The organism is Bacteroidota bacterium (genome assembly GCA_016714535.1).
In the GTDB taxonomy this organism is placed as follows: Bacteria; Bacteroidota; Bacteroidia; order AKYH767-A; family OLB10; genus JADKFV01.
Genome location: JADKDR010000001.1, coordinates 498,909 through 518,197, shown reverse-complemented (window position 1 = coordinate 518,197; position 19,289 = coordinate 498,909). Strand labels below are relative to the sequence as shown.

Annotated in this window: 10 protein-coding genes; 4 read left to right on the top strand and 6 right to left on the bottom strand. The window is 35.7% G+C overall.

The features are described 5' to 3' along the window. Positions 1 to 8: 8 nt before the first annotated feature. From IPO27_02115 to IPO27_02100, 4 genes are read left to right on the top strand one after another with little or no spacing between them, the layout of a single operon-like run. Entirely contained in the window at positions 9 to 734 is a 726-nt protein-coding gene (locus tag IPO27_02115) for a tetratricopeptide repeat protein (protein ID MBK8845397.1), read from the top strand. A gap of 9 nt (positions 735 to 743) precedes the next feature. Continuing rightward, a complete protein-coding gene (locus tag IPO27_02110) occupies positions 744 to 2,192 on the top strand; it encodes a protein BatD (protein MBK8845396.1) in 1,449 nt (482 codons plus the stop codon). Next, positions 2,117 to 2,599: a hypothetical protein gene (locus IPO27_02105; protein MBK8845395.1), complete on the top strand. Its 483-nt coding sequence runs from the start codon at positions 2,117 to 2,119 to the stop codon at positions 2,597 to 2,599. The genes IPO27_02110 and IPO27_02105 overlap by 76 nt, the downstream gene beginning before the upstream one ends. Then, a complete protein-coding gene (locus IPO27_02100) occupies positions 2,580 to 3,335 on the top strand; it encodes a tetratricopeptide repeat protein (protein MBK8845394.1) in 756 nt (251 codons plus the stop codon). Before IPO27_02105 ends, IPO27_02100 begins: the two co-directional genes overlap by 20 nt. A 250-nt stretch (positions 3,336 to 3,585) precedes the next feature. Here the strand turns inward: IPO27_02100 and IPO27_02095 are convergent, their stop codons facing one another. The 6 genes from IPO27_02095 to IPO27_02070 all read right to left on the bottom strand — a co-directional run bounded on the left by IPO27_02095 (position 3,586) and on the right by IPO27_02070 (position 19,189). Next, complete coding sequence (locus IPO27_02095) at positions 3,586 to 6,936, bottom strand: T9SS type A sorting domain-containing protein (GenBank protein MBK8845393.1); 3,351 nt, start codon at positions 6,934 to 6,936, stop codon at positions 3,586 to 3,588. Positions 6,937 to 7,004: 68 nt separating this feature from the next. Next, a complete protein-coding gene (locus IPO27_02090; protein MBK8845392.1) occupies positions 7,005 to 9,491 on the bottom strand; it encodes a T9SS type A sorting domain-containing protein in 2,487 nt (828 codons plus the stop codon). After that, a complete protein-coding gene (locus IPO27_02085) occupies positions 9,484 to 11,055 on the bottom strand; it encodes a hypothetical protein (protein ID MBK8845391.1) in 1,572 nt (523 codons plus the stop codon). The genes IPO27_02090 and IPO27_02085 overlap by 8 nt, the downstream gene beginning before the upstream one ends. Positions 11,056 to 11,081: 26 nt before the next feature. Beyond that, entirely contained in the window at positions 11,082 to 15,092 is a 4,011-nt protein-coding gene (locus IPO27_02080; GenBank protein ID MBK8845390.1) for a hypothetical protein, read from the bottom strand. An 86-nt stretch (positions 15,093 to 15,178) separates the two neighbouring features. Continuing rightward, positions 15,179 to 16,729: a T9SS type A sorting domain-containing protein gene (locus IPO27_02075; protein MBK8845389.1), complete on the bottom strand. Its 1,551-nt coding sequence runs from the start codon at positions 16,727 to 16,729 to the stop codon at positions 15,179 to 15,181. A 15-nt stretch (positions 16,730 to 16,744) separates the two neighbouring features. After that, entirely contained in the window at positions 16,745 to 19,189 is a 2,445-nt protein-coding gene (locus tag IPO27_02070) for a hypothetical protein (GenBank protein MBK8845388.1), read from the bottom strand. Between the last annotated feature and the right edge of the window lie 100 nt (positions 19,190 to 19,289).

The following is a 19,289-nucleotide window of genomic DNA, read 5'->3' as shown; positions in this document are numbered from 1 at the left end:
ATATACTAATGTTGACATGCCTGCTTGCAGGCATGAAATTGATTGCGCAACAAACTACGGAAGAAAAAAAGAATGTGCGCAAAGGGAATGAGTTGTATAACAGCAAAAAATACAACGAGGCCGAAACACAATATCGCAAGGCCCTGGATGCCAATAGTGGTTCATCGGCAGGTACCTATAACCTTGGCAATGCCTTGTACAAGCAAAAGAAGTTTGATGAGGCGAGTAGTCAATTTCAAAGTACCATTAATAGCAAAGCACCTAAGGATGTAAAAGCGAAGGCGTATCACAATATGGGAAATTCGTTGATGCAACAGGAAAAGTATGAAGAGAGTGTAAGTGCGTTAAAAGAATCGTTGCGTCTCAATCCGAAGGATGAACAAACGCGTTACAACCTGGCCTATGCCATGAGCAAACTGCAACAACAGCAGCAACAACAGCAACAACAAAATAAGAACGACAAGAATAAGCAGGACCAGAAACAAGAACAGAAGCAGGATCAAAAGCAGGATCAAAAGCAGGATCAAAAAGATCAACAACAACAGCAAGAACAGCAGGCACAAAATAAAGAACAACAAAAGGAACAACAAAAACAGCAAGAGCAGCAAAAGCCAAAAATATCTAAAGAAGATGCTGAGCGAATGCTGCAGGCACTGAAAGATGATGAAAAGGATTTGCAAAAGAAAATGCAAAAGAAGGAAGCAGTAAGAACATCAATAAGCAAAAACTGGTAACCCATGGTAATGGAAAACATAAAAAGACTACTGACTCATTCCATAATCCTTTGTGGGGCGATGTTATTCTTTTATCAGTTTGTTGGAGCACAATCGTTTACAGCTACCGTTAACAGAAATCAGGTTGCCGTTGGCGACCGTTTTCAAATAACTTTTACCATTGAAGGAGGAAATGGCAATGCCTTTAAGCAGCCTGACTTTAAAGATTTTCAGGTAATTGGCGGACCTTTTCAAAGCAATAATTTTACCATGGTAAACGGGCGTACTACCGTATCCTCATCATACAGCTACTACCTAACTCCATTAAAGGAAGGCTCATTGAAAATAGGAAGTGCCAGTGTGAATATTGATGGCAAAACATATACCAGTAACGCAATCACGATGACCTGCACCAAAGGTCAGGCATCTAATCAGGCACAATCGCAAAATCCGGGAGTAAACAATGGAGCTAATAATGCTACATCGGCAACTTCCAATAAACAAGTATTTATACGTGCCTCCATAGATAAAAGTAATCTATATATAGGCGAGGGAGTACTTATTACCTATAAACTATATACTAGTGTTGCCTTGTCTAGTCCCATGATTTCCGATCTGCCATCCTTTAATGGATTTTGGAGTTCAGAAATTAATGTGCCCGAAAACACACCTGCTACTTACGAGAATTATAATGGGACGCGTTACGCAACATTGGTAGTTAAGAAATTTATTTTATTCCCACAGCAAAGTGGTACCATCACCATAGACCCTATGAAGGGCGAGGCTATTGCGCAGGTGCAGGTAAAACGCAATCGTAATCCGAACGATCCATTTGATATTTTTAATGATCCTTTTTTTGGAGGAGGATATCAAAATCAAAAAGTTGAGATACGCAGCGATGCTTTTAAGATAAATGTAAAAGACTTGCCGGCAAATGCACCTGCATCATTTAATGGAGCTGTAGGCCGACTGCAGTTTGATGCACAACTTGACAAGGGCGAAACCAAAGCCAACGAAGCGGTTACCTTAAAAGTAAAAGTTAGTGGTAAGGGAAATTTGAAATTAGTTGAAGCCCCAAAAATAAGTGTGCCGGGAGATATAGAAACTTATGACCCCAAGGTGGATGATAACATCAATGTTTCTGAAAGCGGAACAAGTGGAAACAAAACATTTGAATATCTGCTTATACCCCGACATGAAGGGGAATACACCATTGATGCATTGCGATTTTCCTACTTCGACCTCGAAACAAAAACATATAAGGAAGTGGCCAAAGGCCCCTTCACCATTAAAGTGGCCAAGGGCGATGGCAATAATGCAACGGTGATAGAAAATGCCGGAGCCAACAAAACAGATGTAGCTGTAATAAGTAAGGATATACGTTATATAAAACCGGTGAGGCTTTGCAATCGGCCGGAGGCAACGACTTTTATGGTACATGGAAATTTTATTCGCTGCTATTATTGCCGTTGCTGTTAGGGGCAGGAGCTATAGCTTATAAGTCGCGACTAAGCGAATTGCAAGGTAATGTTGCCTTAGCAAAAAGCCGGGGTGCCGGACGCATTGCTTCAAAAAAATTAGCACTAGCCAGCAAGTTTCAAAATGAAAATAAAACTAACGAGTTTTATGATGAAACATATAAAGCACTGATAGGATATGTAAGCGATAAAATTACTTTGCCCCTAAGTGATTTTAGTAAAGAGAACGCAACCGAAAAATTGCAGGCAAAGCAAGTGCAGTCCGAAACCATTGCCATGCTTACCCAAACGCTTGATAAATGCGAGTTTGCGCGCTTTGCTCCAAATGCTGCTACCGAAACAAAGCTCGTATACGAAAATGCGGTAAAGGTGATTACTCAAATTGAAAATGAAATTTCGAAAGCATAACATAGTGCTCTTACTTGGCATGCAGCTAAGTTTTCTATTTGCCATGGCAAATAAAGAAAACGATGCTGCATTGTTTTATAAGAATGGCGATTTTGAAAAGGCTGCCATTGCATATGAGCAAATGATAAAGCAAAGCCCGGCTAATGCTGCTTTATATTATAATCTAGGAAATGCTTATTACAAATCAGGCGAAATAGCTAAGTCGATTTTAAACTTTGAGCGCGCTTTAAGAATTAATCCTGCTGATGAGGATGTTATTTACAATTTGCGTTTAGCAAATTTGCAAACAGTAGATAAGATAGAACCGGTGCCTCAGGTGTTTTATCAAAAGTGGTGGTATGGATTTATTGCAGGTACATCGCTTAACATACGCAGCTATACCGTTATTATATGTCTTTGGCTTACGCTTATTTTTTTCATCGTTTATTTGTTTTCAATCAAATATGGATTGAGGCAGTTTTCGTTTTTTGCATCGTTAATTTGCCTGGTGCTTACACTCACGTTTTGGTATGTTGCCTCTTCACAAAGCAAAATTCTGAACGATACTCCCGAGGCCATCATTTTTGCAACCAATCCATATGTGAAAAGTTCGCCTGACGATAAAGGCGCAAACCTATTTATGTTACACGATGGTACCAAGGTTACTATCCTCGATGAATTAAAGGGATGGAAAAAAATTCGCATTGCAAACGGCAATGAGGGTTGGATAGACGAGAAGGCCTTGGAGAAAATATAAAGGGCACCACATTTTTTTTTACGATATGAATTAATTATCTGCATCTTCATTTTGGCGTAATCTCTGACTACCCCCCAATTTAATTAAATCTCCGATTTATTTATTTGCAAAAAAAATGAGTAAAGACTAACAAAGGGCAAAGCTAAACTGAGAAATTAAATTGTCTAACACAATGGGAAATTGTATTATAGAAAGACGTAGTCGGAGACTACGCCAAACGCGGGATACTTAGTTAAAATATAATTGCCACTTACTTTTTAATAAACTTTTTTATCATTTTTCTATTCCCATTCTTGATTTCGACAAGATAATTTCCTGATTGCAAAACGGAAGTATCATAGCAAATAAGTTCTTTATCAAATGCAAATGAAGAAACCTGCACCCCAGACTCCGTATAGATAGTTGCCCTTGACAATGGCATAGAAATCATATTGAATTGAATGCATAACTCATCCGTGACGGGATTCGGAAATATTTTGAAATCAAAACGTTTGATTGTATTGGTTAGCGCAGTTACTACACTTAAGTAGGTATTCATAATGCTGTCGCAGCCATATACTGAAACTAAATTTCCTGAATAGACTCCAGTAGTTGATTGCCAGTTTCCAAATAGAAAAACACTGTCGCCAACTGCAATTTGTAATGTATCATATACCATATACGTTGGGTGGAAAAGTACATTTGTTGTCACCAAACTATCGCAGCCATTTTGAGATGTATAGTTGTCAAAATAAGTTCCGTTAGTTATTTGCCATTGCCCGCCAGCATAAATGCTATCGCCCATACATAGGTTATAAGATAGGATTGAATTGAAGGTTTGATTAACTGCTAATATGTTTTTTAGAATAGAATCGCAACCATAGTATGTTGCCAGGGTATCATAATATATGCCTGCTTGCGATTGCCAGGAGGTACCAAGTAAAACGCTGTCGCCATTACAAATTACACTGTTAGTTATGAGTAATTGTGTGGGATACACATTTACCAAAATCATATCGGTGTCACAAACGAAATTATTGCTGTCGCATTCTATTAATATCATTTGCTTCAATCCTGCACTTTGCCATTTTATATCAATATTATTTAAGGTAGAATCACCAATAATAAAAGCATCTGGTATAATCCATTGATAAAGGGAGCCGGCATTTGCGTCTGTTTTATAGTTAAATATTAAACTGGTATCAAGGCAAACATTAATTGCCCCCGAAATATTAGTTCCAAAGAAATTTTCAGGCATTTTAAAATAGGTAGTGGCAGTATTGGTTACTACCGCAGCATTAAAATCAAAATATATGCTTGCTACACTATGTATAATACTTCCATCTTTGGTAGATTCCTTTGGTTTTATTCTATACGTAACATACCCATGGCTGTTCTGTTCATCAATATTGCTATCTGGAAGTAATATATTGTCGAATTGAAATTCCATAAATTGAGTGCTTGCCTTAAACGTAGCATCTATGGGGTGTGAATTGGCAATTAATTCAAAAGATGTGAGATCAAGAATTGCTGTGTCTATCGGATTAACTACACGTATATTGAAGGCTGTATCATTTCCAGTGTTTTGAAAATTGATATGATAATATAAAAATGGAGGATCATTAAGCTGAGTTGTGAATATTGTATCAATATTTACACTTATATCATTGGGATCGTATGAGCCTGTTACAATAACTTCCCATGCATGCGTATTATTAGATGTAAAATAATCTTGACTCATGGGATCTATTTTACAAGACGAATTTAATAAAGAACCAATTTGGACTAAGCCAACATTAACACTTATCGAAATAGTTCCTTTCCCAAACACAGGCAATATACCCAGTGACCAAATTACTGAATCACTATAAATTGAACTTGGAGTTTGACTTGCAGCTAAAAACGTAACGGAATTATGTGGATAAAAAATAATTGTAGGGGCAATAGCAGTATTTCCGATATTTTCATAGGTAATAGTATAACTGGCATCGAAGCCGGGACGAAATGCGGAAGTAGGCGTAATCGTAATTCTTAAATCAATTAATTGTGTATCCGTATCATAATAAAAAGGACTTAGGTTATATATTCTATTAGAATCGGTGGAGATGGAAATTGAATCTGGATGCGAAGTCCACAAGTTGACAATCTCTGGCTTCAATATGTATTGGCCTGAATCAATTACCGTTATTTCATAATTGCCGATTGAATTTGTTAGTACAAATTGTGAGTAATCAGAAAGGAAAACATTGCGATTTGCTGCAAAAACATCATTTCCATTTTTAATTCCATCTTGGTTTAAATCATAAAATAAATTTCCTCTAAACGTATAATATTTGTCGGAAGCGTTGCATAGCCAAATATCAGTATTGCTCGAAACACATTTTTTTTCAAAACCTGCATTTGAGGCTGATTGCCCTACAAACATCATTTGGTATTTTCCGAAGCAAGAAATTGCAGTAGGGATATCTGCCTGGGTTCCGCCTATTGTGTTTTCATAATTAATATTTCCCGAAGCATCAAGACCTACAATCCAAAAGTCTGAGAAACCGCGACAATTTTTCTTTTTATCACCACCTACATTTGAAAATGATGAACCAAGAAGGACAATTTCATTATTGATTTTTTCTGAAAAGTCTACAAGATTATCATCGGCATTGCCTCCAATTGTTTTTTGCCAGATAATGTTGAGCATGGTGTCTGTTTTCATTATCCAATAATCATTGGCTCCTTTTGAAGCATGGGTTTTGTCAAAGCCAGCGCCTGATGCAGAATATCCGGCAACAATTATGCTTCCATCAGTTGATGGAGCTGCCTTTTTACAATAGTCACTGCTGTTGCCTCCAATGCTAAATTGAGAAAGTATATTGCCACCGTTATCAATTTGCAAAAGCCAAAAATCATAACTTCCTTTATTTGTGCTTGTTTTGTCTCCACTCACTCCGCTTGTACTGCTAGATGCAATAATGATGTTGCCATTGGGCAGCTGATGCATCTTGGCACACAATTCATTTCCTGACCCACCAATGGTATTTTCCCAAATTAAATTCCCATTGGCATCTAATTTTACCAACCACAAATCGAACCAACCAATATTGGCTTCCGTTTTTAAACCAGAGATTGGCGAGTCAGAAATTCCACCTATCAAAAAACCTCCGTCAGATGTTTGAATTACATTTGCTAATTCTTCATTTGATGAGCCGCCTATTGTCTTTTGCCAAAGTATATTTCCGGCATCATCTATTCTAATAATCCAAAAGTCATTAGAATTTATTGAGCCATAGTTGTGTTCGTTTTTATCAAAGCTGCTGTCGCTTTTTGAGTGGCCGGCTAATAAAAATCCTCCTCCTGATACAGAAATAACTTCTATCAGAATATCGTCTGCAGAGCCACCGTAACCTTTGTCCCAAATTTTTACATTATTTGAGTCGAGCATTATAATCCAATAATCATAGCCACCACGAGAATTTTGCGACTTATCGCCACCAATTCCAGAATTTGTTGAACTGCCAACTAATTTCGATTCGTAAGGCAATAATACCATGCTTGGTTTCGATTCTTGACCAGTGCCACCTATGCATTCTTGCTTCACAATTACTTGTCCATGCAATGTTATTTGCATCATTAACAGAAAGCAAATTGCGGTTGTTTTTTTTATCGATTGCATATTAAAAATAGATTTGGAGTTTATACTTAATGAATTATTATTAATTTTTTATTTGCATAGTTTCCATTACCGAGTTGTATCTGAATTTGATAATATCCGTTTGGGAAATTTTCGGTTTGGATAGTAAATCTATTCGAATTTGAATTTGCGGAGAAAACATTTTTACTGCTTGAGTTATAAATCTTAATGGCTTTGATTATGTCATTAGAAGAGCTGATTGAAACTTCATTTTTAGCCGGATGAGGATAGATAATTATATTGTCTTGCAAATGTGTTTCATAAATACCTACAGGCAAAAAGGTAAGTGGCGTAATTGATTGTGAGCATGCTATTTGTAATTCATTTGAAACATGAGCCGTATAATTATTAATAGCTGGAGCAAAATTCACTACTTGCGATAGGGAGCTCGCAACATCGAATGAAATGGTAAATAGTTCTCCATAAACATTTGGAAACCCATATTTATAATTACCAAAAGCTACATCTATTTGAAAATTAGTATCTGATTTAACAAAGAAATACCCAAAAGAAAAGTTTGTTAAAAAATTATTTTGTGAGCTTAAATTAAATGTGCCGGGCTCAATAACTTCTTTAGGAATAAATGTCTGTGCAGCAAAAGCGCGTAGAATATAAAAGGGGTTTGATTGCGTGCCTGCATAATAATTCAGTACCACTTGATTGCCAGGCATAAACTGTGATGCATTGGCAGTAACATATAGCTCAGGCCCTTGCGGATTTAATTGCAGGTTGTAATTTTTCTTGCCTGTAACATCATAGTTTAGAGTGATAGCCGCAGTGTCTTTTATGTTGATTATTCCATTTCCGTCTGTGTCTATATGTTTGCAATTTATATTGTTGTAAAGCTTAGTCCCATTCCAATCATATGCCGGAAAGATGGGATGCCAAGCAATAGTTGTATCAACGCGAGTTGCTCCTGTACGGCCATCTTGCAGTAGCAAGGGTACAACATCATAATTGTCAACAAAGCCATTATTATCAGCATCGCCAGGCCATATTGTATCGTAACTTAGTTTGTAGTAAAACGCAGAGTCTATTACAAATGTACATCCTTTATTATCAGTTAGTGTAGCCTTATAATTTACATCCTGACAAAGTGCAGTCAACGGGGCACTTGGAATAAGCGAAGTTTGATAAGGTGCAAAGCCTCCGATAATATTAAAGGCAATTGTTCCGTCACATATGCCAAAAGAAGGCGTTGTAGTAGTTGCAATTGCAGATACCGGAGTGCTGTTGCCCAACATGAAATTAAAACTCTTACTGCAGCCCGGTACGCTAACTGTAACTGTATATGTACCTCCACAGAAATTGTAAGCGGTTTGATTGGTTTGGGAATTGCTCCACAAGTAATTAAAGTTGGTAGGGTTATTAGCGGTGATAGTTGCACTGCCATTGCATGGGCTGCAAGCCGAGGGCGTTGTAGTTATGGTTGCGTTTAGGTTAGAATTGTTAGATGTAATTTGCACAGTATCAGAAATCACAACACAAGTTTTCGAAGACTTTGTAAAATAGTAATTCCCAACTGCTAACGGGCGATAAAAGTAAGTATTGCTATATACAAAGCTGTTACCTACCCTTTTCCATGCATATACATAATTGGTGTCAAAATTATAGTCGAATAAGAATATAGAGTCAGCATCGCATAAATTGGTAAAATTATTTAGCTTAAATATTTCGGCCGGCACTGAATCAGTCTGAATATAGACAGTGTCTGAATATAAAGTATCGCAACCATTTATAAAGGCTTCACAATGAAAGTTACCTGATACCCCTGTGATAACGGTATCATTGGTGCTAAAAAAAAGTCCATTTCTATACCAAGTATATAGCACGTTTGCTTGCGGGCTCATTACATTTAATGTCACTTTTTTATTACACACTGTGTCATTGGGTGATATTTTTATTTTCAAACTATCATTCATTTTATCAATAACATATATTGGCAAGGACCATGTAGTGCAGTTGCCTGTTGTGTACTCATATTTATATGTTCCCGGCTTGCTAATATAAAGTGGTAGCGTAACATTGTTTGTGTAAATTCCATTGAGGTACCAATAGGTGCCTCCTGTGCAAAATTCAATACTATCATTAAAGCACAAAATCGCAGTATCGTTTGCCATGCCACATGCAAGAGTTTGTTGTTGCGGTTCCAAACTATAGTAAGCATAAAGTGATGTATCGGTGCCGCAGGCAGTAACTGCCACCACATGCCATATACTATCATTCCCATAACTTGGATTTAAGTATTGAGATTGACTTGAATCTATAAGGATTCCATTATTATACCATTTGAATAAAGTGTTTTTGGTGCTGGAAGTTGCCGACAATTGCGGAAACATTTTATTGTTACAGTAAGGGTAGTAGGTGCCAATTGAGGAATTAAGTGATACATTAGGTGGAGTGGAATCATTTATAAATACTGGAGCTGAGAAGATTGTATCGCAGGAATAAATAAAAGCGCAACGATAATTTCCTGTAGCAAGTACTTTATACACTTTTTTTAGTAGCACCAGGAATATCTATTCCATTTAGTTGCCATTGTAATTGAACATATATGTTTGAATCAACTGATAAAAAAAGTGAATCACCGGCAAGTCTGCAAAATTCTGATGGGCCATTTACTTTTATTGAGGAACTTGGCACAGTGTCTTTAAAATATATATTTCGTATCTCACTTAATATCAAATTGCTGTCAATATCATAACATACTGCAAAATAATTTCCAGTACTCTTAACATAAAAGCTATCACCTTTATGGTAGAATTTTCCATCATTTGATATCCAGTTGGTGTAAAGTTTTTTGTTTGTTGTAATATATAGTAAGACTGAATCACCTAAGCACAAAGTGTCACCGGCAGGAACGTTTACTGTTGGTTTACTATTACTGTAATTAAGATTACAATTCTGATCGTACTTAGATATTATAAAATCTAATCCCATGCTAGAATTCATTGATTTTTCAAAAGCAGCTACGAACCCTTCTTGACTATTTCCTATCTCATACCAACTCAATGGGGCATTCCCTTGCAAAAGGTAAAACAGAGTTTGGTCATTAAATATATAAAATTGTTTATCAATGACCATCTGACTAGCAGTGTCTTTAAATACATAATATTTACCTGAATATTGATAATTTGAAACAATTACCTTGTTTGTAATTTTGGAAGCGCTTATTGATTTTGGATAGTTGCTATATGAACTGTAATTATTAGAACCTGTCAAAGAAAATGAACTGTCAAAATTTAAAATTGCAACATTCGAGCCAAGAGAAACTCTTCCGTTTACTACATACGTATCATTTTTCATTTGAGTAAACACACCGTCCGATCCAAAGTACGAATTATTTGCGAAAATGGTATCGCCATTCAAATCAAATTTCAGAAACCAAAATTTTACAAATTGGCTATTACTATTGGTGTTTCCAAAAACTGCTATTAAGGAATCGTTGGTATTTATTATATGACTAAACCTATCGCTTGGCGTGCTACCATATAGCTTGATAAATTGAAAATCACCAGCCGAATCAAGTTTCATAAAAAAATTGCTAAAAACACCTGCGGCATTTCTATTAAGACCTACAATTGCAATACTGCCATCAGGCAAACAAATTGCATCATGACAATATTGGGTATCGGGTATGGCTATAATTTTGTTCCAAATAAGCTTGCCGTTAGATGCTAGTTTAGCAACAGCTACTTGGTCTCCATTATTTCCCCAATAAGAAACATCTTTCGCGTCATTGCTGCCAACCAAAATTATCTCACCATTGCTCGAAATATCCATAGCAACCAACTTCTGACTTTCGGCCGCACTCACATAGGTTTGCCAAATCAATTCGCCATTTGAAGAGTCCACTTTTATAACATAAAAATCTGCAAGTAAGTTAGTGTCGGGATTAATTGAATGACCTGATGCAATATAATGGCCATCATTTGCTACCTTTATTTCTTTGATATAGTCGTGAAATTGAGTTCCATGTGCCCTGCACCAGGTAGTTACCTGGGCTTTGGATTGAAACCCAAAAATCAATAACAAAAAAATTAATAGTAGTTGTTTCATATAGGTTTTATAAATCTTAAACTTAGCTAATGTAAAACAGTGATCCTTTTATTTAATTTAATATTACTATTAAGATAGATGTTGCAATAATAATTACCATTGCTTATAGATTTTAAATTTATTCTGTAGTTGTTTTCTCCAATCATAAATGTATATATCATGTTTCCTTTTGTATCAATTAAATCAAGTTGATTAATTCTCTCATTCGGGGAATAAATATCGACATAATCTTTTGCAGGAATAGGATAGATTGAAACTCCGTGAGTTTCTAAAAAATCGACATACAAATATGAATTAAAAGTCAGTGTTAATGGTATCACATTCATTAATATGGCAGTATCAAAATTATTTATCGCCAAATAATTTTTTATTGAAAAGGTATGTGAAAGATTAGATGGTAAATTTGAATTCAATTTAAATTTTATTCTAAATAGCTCTCCGTAAGATTGATTAAGGTAGATGTTATCAAATATACATTGTGCAAAATCGACTTGGTAAGAAGTGTCGTAATTTAACATTTTATAATTTTCAAGATAGTTGTATAGCTGATTGCTCGAATCAGTGGCAACAAAGGTTCCCGGTTCAACAAGGTAAGATGGGATTTCTAGTTGAGCCCCTATAAACTTTAGGCCTTGTACTTTTTTTATAGAAGAACCTCCAGTTACAAGCAAGTCTACATATTCGCCATTTATATAATTTAATTTTGTCGTATTTATTTTTGATGGTGGTCCGGTTAAATCAGTTAGTAGGGGATAATTCGTTTTGCCTGTTATATTGTAATTTAATTTAATTGCGGCAGCATCATTGGTGTCAATTACACCGTTGCCATTACAATCTACATGTTTGCGATTTTTTCCATTTTGCTGTAATATTCCTAACCAGTCAAAAGTAGGAGTAAGGGGTTGCCAGGAGATAGATTGATTGGTGCGTATAAAGCCGGTTTCATCATGATGCATTATAATTGGTAATAAATCGTAGTTGTCAACTATGTTATTGTTATCGGCATCGCCAGGCCAAATGGTATCATTAATGGTAGCAAAAAAATATGCCTGGTTATAGCTTACAACACACCCAAGACTATCTGTAATATTTATTGTATAACTAGTATTCTGGCATAATGTAGTATCTGTGGCCGGAGGAATGCACGTAATTGAATAAGGCGGCTTACCACCTACAATGTTCGCATTAAGTTTGCCATTGCAAATATTAATATCAGGAGGCTTGGGATTAAAAAATGCGGAAATAAATGGCATGCTTAGTATATTTATTCCTAGCGTTTTGGTACAATAGGTATTCGAAACTGTAACGGTATACAAATTCTGACATAAATTATTTATTGCATTTATAGTTTGACCTGTCGACCACAAATAATATAATTGCAAAGCTGAATCAGTAGTCAATTTAATTGAGCCATTGCAAGTTACACATGACGAATTGGTAATATTTAAAGAAGTTGCTATATTTTTGTAAGTTGTAATCATTGGAGAGTAACTGTTGCATAAATATTTTTCCTTTTTTACTTGATACTTACCCGAATCAGTTACCCACAAACTAAAAGTTGGGTTTGCTAGTGCTACTTGAAAATTGTTTTTATACCAAGTGTAGGTAGCATCTGTGTCAGGATAAAGATCATATATCAGTATTGAATCTTTGCAAAGATTCAAATTGGTGTCTAAGGTAGTTAAATTTGATTTGAAATTGACAATCTTAATAAATATACTATCTGTATATGCAGCCGGGCAGCCATTTACTGTGGCACTGTTTTTATACCAGCCATCTTCATTAACTGACAATATGGTAGAATCTAATATCATTACTCCATCTTTATACCAGGTATAAATACAGTTATTTACCACCGGTACAACATTTAAGGTAGCGATGCTATCGCATACTGTATCATTTGGTGAAGAAATGATTTGCAAATTCTTTGGTAAATTATCAGTTATATAAATCGGCAAAGACCACGTAGTGCAGTTGCCTGTGGTATATTGATATTGATACGTTCCTGTCTGCTTTATATACAATGGTAGTTGTACATTCGGAATCAATAAGTTGTTGCGTTTCCATGCGGTTCCTCCACCACATAATTCAATGCTGTCAGCTAAGCAAAGGTCAATCGTATCTCCTGCAAAATTACAGGCAATAGTTTGTTGTAGAGGTTCATCGATATAATACGCATATAGAGAAGTATCGGTTCCGCATCCAGTAACGGCTTGTATATACCATATGCTATCATTGTAATTGGCTATAGGCAATGTTGTTCCTGTATAAACTAAAGAATCATTATTATACCAATTAAAAGTAGCATTATTGTTAATGGTAGTAAATTTTAATAATGGATCCATTTTAGGGATGCAATAGTCGCGGTATATTCCTAATGACGTATTTAAGTCAACTTTAGTTTTTGATGAATCGTTTATAGCAATTAAATTTGAGACTTGTTGTGCAAATCCAAAATTATATAGGCATTGGTAAGTTCCGATTCCATTAGCTTTACAAACATTATTTATTGCTCCAGGTATATCAATGTTATTCAATTGCCATTGGTAGGTTGCGTTTCCATTAGCCGTTGCGGTTAATATTGCCGTATCTCCATCATATTTACAATAGTTTGCAAGTCCGTTAATTCCTAATATGGGATTGATAGAGGTATCCACATATTGAATTGTGGCAATTTGTCCAACCACATAATTGCTATCATCATCATACGAAATTGGAACATATTCATTCGTGTTAACTACATAAATTGAATCATGATTGGCAACCACATTTCCATTAGGATGAACCCAAGTGGTATATTTTTTTTTATTCGTTTTTACATACAATAAGGTTGAATCACTTTCGCAATTCTTTGCAGAAGCAATGTTCGGTATCGGCTTACTAACATCGAAATTTAAAGCGAGGTTCTGATCAAATTTCATTACAACATAATCATAAGTCCCATTGCCCCCATATTTAGCTGAGCCCAAAGCAACTAATCCCTCAGTTTGGAAATCAAGTAAGTAGAAACTTACATCAATGTGATTCTGAAATGTCCAAATCCAATCTTTTATAGGCCCTACAACCGTTGCATATTTTTTAAACTCCAGGTTGAACGAATCTTTATATATACTCACACCTACTCCGTAATGTGTGCCTTCGCAAATTGCTGCGCTGCAAGAAATTAATGAGGGTGATGCAACGCCACTAAAACTATAATACGTACCATAGTCGTCATAATCTTTATAGTTACCAGTGCTATCATGACGTACAATATGAATCCAGCTCCAAGTATCCGAATACTCTTTCGACTGAATAAAGTTGTTACATAATGTTTGTACCATTGGAAACTTGGCATTACTCTTATAAAATGACGTCCATTTAACCTTGGTAGTGTCACCTTCATCATTCAATGCAATCATCCATAATATACTTGAAACTGATAATTCATTACTCATTGCATTTACCATAAGTATTGAATCATGGGTAAATACTATTCCCAGGTAAACAATTGGACTTGAGTAAATATGTTTTTTGATGGCAATAAATGTTCCAGCTGAATCTATTTTCAAAAACATTCCGGATTTTACATTTTGCGGACTCAGGTTATATCCTATTATACATATACTATAATCCGGAAGCTCAACTAAGTCTTTGCAAAATTGTGTATCGGGCAACTGGTAAGTTTGTTGCCATAGTAGGTTGCCTTGTTGCGATATCCTGCAAACTATTACATCTTCAAATTTTATGGGATTTCCGATAATAGCAGCTTTAACGCCTGCAGCAATAATGTCTCCATTTTTACTGATTTTCATTGCAGTCAAATTTTCATATCCGCCATCACCAATTGATATACTCCACAGTTTGTTTCCATTTGAGGAATCCAATTTCATAATATAAAAATTATTGGTGCCAGTGGTATCGCTACCATTTGAGGTTCCGGCAACTATGAAATTTCCATCTGGCGCAACTTTTATAGATTGGGCATAGTCTTGTCCTGATGTCCCATGAGCCCTGCGCCAAGTATTGACTTGCGCTGAAGCATTAGCGAAATTCATACATATAAATATAACAATTATAAACTGCTTCATATAAAGGTAGAATTCATATTTACTTAGCACAATTATTGTGCTGCCTTTTATATCTAATGCATTATATTCACTTTTGACTTTATTTCTTGATCATTATTCAATATTATTTTGCATTGATATAATCCATTGCTAACATCGCTTATGTTTAATTTAATTTGGTTTTCCATTGTTGCCAATTGTACAATTGCGCGGCCTGCTGCATCTGTTAGTTCAACATAGCGTATCATTTGTTTGTTAGCGTATATATTAAGCTCGCCATTCGCAGGGTTAGGGAAAATACTAATACCATTGTCATGCATTTGATCGGCTATCGAAACCGGATTGAATGCTAGGGTTAATGGCTGGTAATTCATTATTATTGATGCATCAGTCATATCAATTAGTCTGTAGTTTTTAATTTCAACTTGATGTGATTGAACACTTTGCAAATTATTTGCAACCTGAAAACTTATTCTGAAAACTTCTCCATGCCAGTTGAATAAATTAAAATTATTAAAAACTGCATGTGCAAAATCACATTGTATGGCACCATCACTCTGTGCAAATTTATAATCATCCCATAATGGAAATGACTGATTGTAAATATCAGTCGCAGATATTGTTCCTGGCTCAATTACTTGTAATGGCAATTCAACTTGTACGCCCAGAAACTTTTGTTTGTATATTGGTTTTTGGCTTGTTCCGGCTACTACAATTATTTCAACCATTTCGCCTGCTGCATAGTTGGTTTTTGCAGAAATAAATTTCAATTCCGGCCCGGCAGGATCAAACGGTTTTGCATAACTGTTTTTTCCTGTAATACCATAGTTTAAAATAATTGCATCAGCATCAATGGTGTCTATCAGGCCATTTCCATTGCAATCAGAATGTTTGCGATCAACATTATTTATTTGTAAAGTCCCCATCCAATTTATTGTTGGAAATATGGGTTGCCATTGTATGGTCAGTGTATTGCGTGCAATACCGTTTTCATAATTATGCATTACGATAGACATTAAATCATAATTGTCAACATAGCCATTCTTGTCAGCATCGCCTGGCCACAAGGTATCATTGTCGCTATGGTAATAATAGGCATTGGTTTTTGTAACTATGCAACCTTTGCTATCTTCAACTAGGAAGTTATAAGTAGTATTTACGCAAAGTGTGCTGTCTGTTGCAATTGGAATAAATGATTTGTTGTAGGGTGGAGTTCCACCATAAATAATGGAAGAAAAATTACCATCACATCCTGCTGCACTTGGCGGGCTTGTAGAGTAGTTGGCATCAAGATTTATTCCTTGCAGAATAGAGGTGGTTATAACTTTGCTGCATGTGCTATTTGTTACTGTTACATAATAAACACCAGGGCAAAGCATTTCATTTTTGTTTGTGGTATTGCTATTCGACCATAAGTATTGTGGTTGCAAAACGGAATCAATTAGTATACTAACACTTCCATTACATGGTACACAAGTGTTTGTATCTGTATCTATCAACTCATTAAAGCTTGCCTGAGTTAATATCGTATTTGAATTCAAGTTGCAGCCATAAATGGTCTTAGTAAATTTGTAGTTGGCAGCTTCATTTGCTAATATCTGCGTGGTATTTGAAGGCAACTGCATGTTACTATTGTTTTTCTACCATACATAATTTGCATTACTATCTGGACTTGCATCTTTTATTATTACACTATCGGTGCAAGTGTTATACATTGAATCCTGTGCAATACATTTTGCAGCTGACCCCAATTTTACAATGTATATACTATCCACTATTTGTTGCAAACAATTGGGAGAATGAACAACACACCTATACCATCCGGTACTGTCGGCAGTTATGCTGGCAGTGTCGTTTAAATAGTTGCCTTTATAATACCAGGAGTAGGTTGATAAATTATTATATGGCAAGGCATATATACTAACCTTACTTGTACATACTGTATCATTAGGATAGGTATTGAAATTAATACTGTCAGGTAAATTATCTACAATAAAAATGGGAATAGACCAAGCCCCGCAGTTTCCGGTTTGATAATAATATTGATACGACCCGGCAAGTGTAGCATAAAACGGCAATGTAACGTTTGGTATGGTAGTTCCGTTTCGCTTCCAGTTTGTACTTCCACTGCAAAATTCTACGCTGTCATTGTTGCAAAATTCTATTGTATCACCAACATAATTACATGCAGTGGTTTGTTGTAAAGGCTCATCAATATAATACGCAAATAATGATGTGTCTATACCACAGCCATTTACAGACACTACATACCAAATACTGTCGTTTTCTTTGATTGTAGGCAAATTAGTACCGGTATTAACTAAGTTACCGTTATTGTACCAGTTATAGGTAACATTGTTTGATGCTTGCATTATTAATAATGAAGGATCCATTTTGCTTCCACTACAATAACTACGGTATATCCCAGTTGAGGTATTCAAACTAACAGTAATTGCAGCACTGTCATTTATATATACAACATTGGAAACCTTGGTGGCACAACCAAAATTATACACACATTGATAGTTTCCGGTGCCGTTTGCTTTTACCTGATTGCTTGTTGCTCCGGGAATATTTACCCCATTCAATTGCCATTGATAAGTTGCCTTACTATTCAAAGGTGCTATTATGATTGCTGTATCGCCATCATATTTACAGTATGGTTTGTTAATACTAATGTACATAGAACCTACAATTGACGTGTCTAACACAACAACACGTGCACTGGTTCCTGCTATAAAATTCTGTTCAATATCAAAACCAATTGGGGTATAAGACCCGCTGTGTTTAGCATAAATTGAATCTCCAAGTCCATAAATTGTATCGTCATTTATCAGCCAGATATTATTCAGCTTGTCATTCAGCATAACGTAAAGCAAAATAGAATCGCTTTCGCATATGGTATCGGTAACAAAATTTGGTGTAGGAGTTAACGTATTAAAATTTAACTTAAGTGAGTCGGAATATTTTACCAAACAAAAATCAAAAGAGTTGTTGAGGTTAAAAGTTGTACTGCCTGCTACAACAATGCCTTCCTTCGAATTATTTATCGCGTAGTATTTTGTAGACAGGGCAAAGTCAATACCGCCACCATAAAATTTACTCGGGCGAAATACCTGATTATAACTCATTAAATCTTCAATTGCACCCGTATCTTTATAATGCTCAATCATGAGGCCATATGAATCAGACCTGCCCACCGTAAATTTTTCATTAATCCCTGAAACGGATATACAAAGAGGACTGCTGTAATAGTTTGCCCAATTTAAATCGTCTAACAAATTAAAATTGCTATCATACAAAAGGATGTGTACCCAAGACCAAGTGTTTAATTCGCGCACATTCAAGATAAAATTTCCATTTATATTTTGCACTAATGGTACACCGGTGTAGTACTTATAAAACGTATTTAATTTAGTAAAAATCGTATCTCCATTCCAGTCGAATTTTAGCATCCAAATTTTGTTGCTGGCAGGAAATGGTTGAATACTTGTGCCGTTTACAGCTAGCATGGAGTCTTTTGTAAAAACAATTCCTGAAAAATATTCGCTTCCTATAATGTCATACAGCTTAAAGTCAATTAAATTTCCTGTTGCATCAACCTTCATAAAAAATCCGGAAGAATCACCGGCAGCAGTACGATTCAAGCCAACCAAGCAAATATTGCCATCAGGTAGAATAGCAATATCATTGCAGAATTGCGAATCTGGCAATTGATATGTTTGTTTCCAAATCAAATTTCCATTTGCTGAAACCTTGCATAGCATAACATCACTGGACAAATAAAGTTGGACTGGTGATGTATTTCCGGCAACTAATAAAGCACCTGTTTTTGTTTCTTCTATAGTTGTTATTGTTTCCTGGCCACCATTACCTTCTGACCAGGTCCATAATAAATCTCCGTTGGTTGAGTCCACTTTAATCATATGAAAGTCGGCTGTACCAAGGCTATCAGTACCGTAACTATAGCCGCAGGCAATGTAATTGCCATCCTGTGCAACTATTACGTTATTGCAGTGATCATCTTTGCTTGTGCCATGCGAACGCTGCCAAGTATTTACTTGTGCATGCAATAGGTTTTGCATGAATATAATATATACTAAAAGAAAAAGAGTGATTTTCATTGATATAGTATAGGATTAATTTACAGGTAAAGCTATACAAAATCTCAACAACCGAAATCAA

Coding starts and splice junctions, on each gene's coding strand:
- IPO27_02085 (MBK8845391.1), bottom strand. CDS start 11,055: ATGAAACAACTACTATTAATTTTTTTGTTATTGATTTTTGGGTTTCAA.
- IPO27_02080 (MBK8845390.1), bottom strand. CDS start 15,092: ATGAATTTCGCTAATGCTTCAGCGCAAGTCAATACTTGGCGCAGGGCT.
- IPO27_02100 (MBK8845394.1), top strand. CDS start 2,580: ATGAAATTTCGAAAGCATAACATAGTGCTCTTACTTGGCATGCAGCTA.
- IPO27_02075 (MBK8845389.1), bottom strand. CDS start 16,729: ATGCAGTTGCCTTCAAATACCACGCAGATATTAGCAAATGAAGCTGCC.
- IPO27_02115 (MBK8845397.1), top strand. CDS start 9: ATGTTGACATGCCTGCTTGCAGGCATGAAATTGATTGCGCAACAAACT.
- IPO27_02070 (MBK8845388.1), bottom strand. CDS start 19,189: ATGCAAAACCTATTGCATGCACAAGTAAATACTTGGCAGCGTTCGCAT.
- IPO27_02095 (MBK8845393.1), bottom strand. CDS start 6,936: ATGATGCAAATAACATTGCATGGACAAGTAATTGTGAAGCAAGAATGC.
- IPO27_02110 (MBK8845396.1), top strand. CDS start 744: ATGGAAAACATAAAAAGACTACTGACTCATTCCATAATCCTTTGTGGG.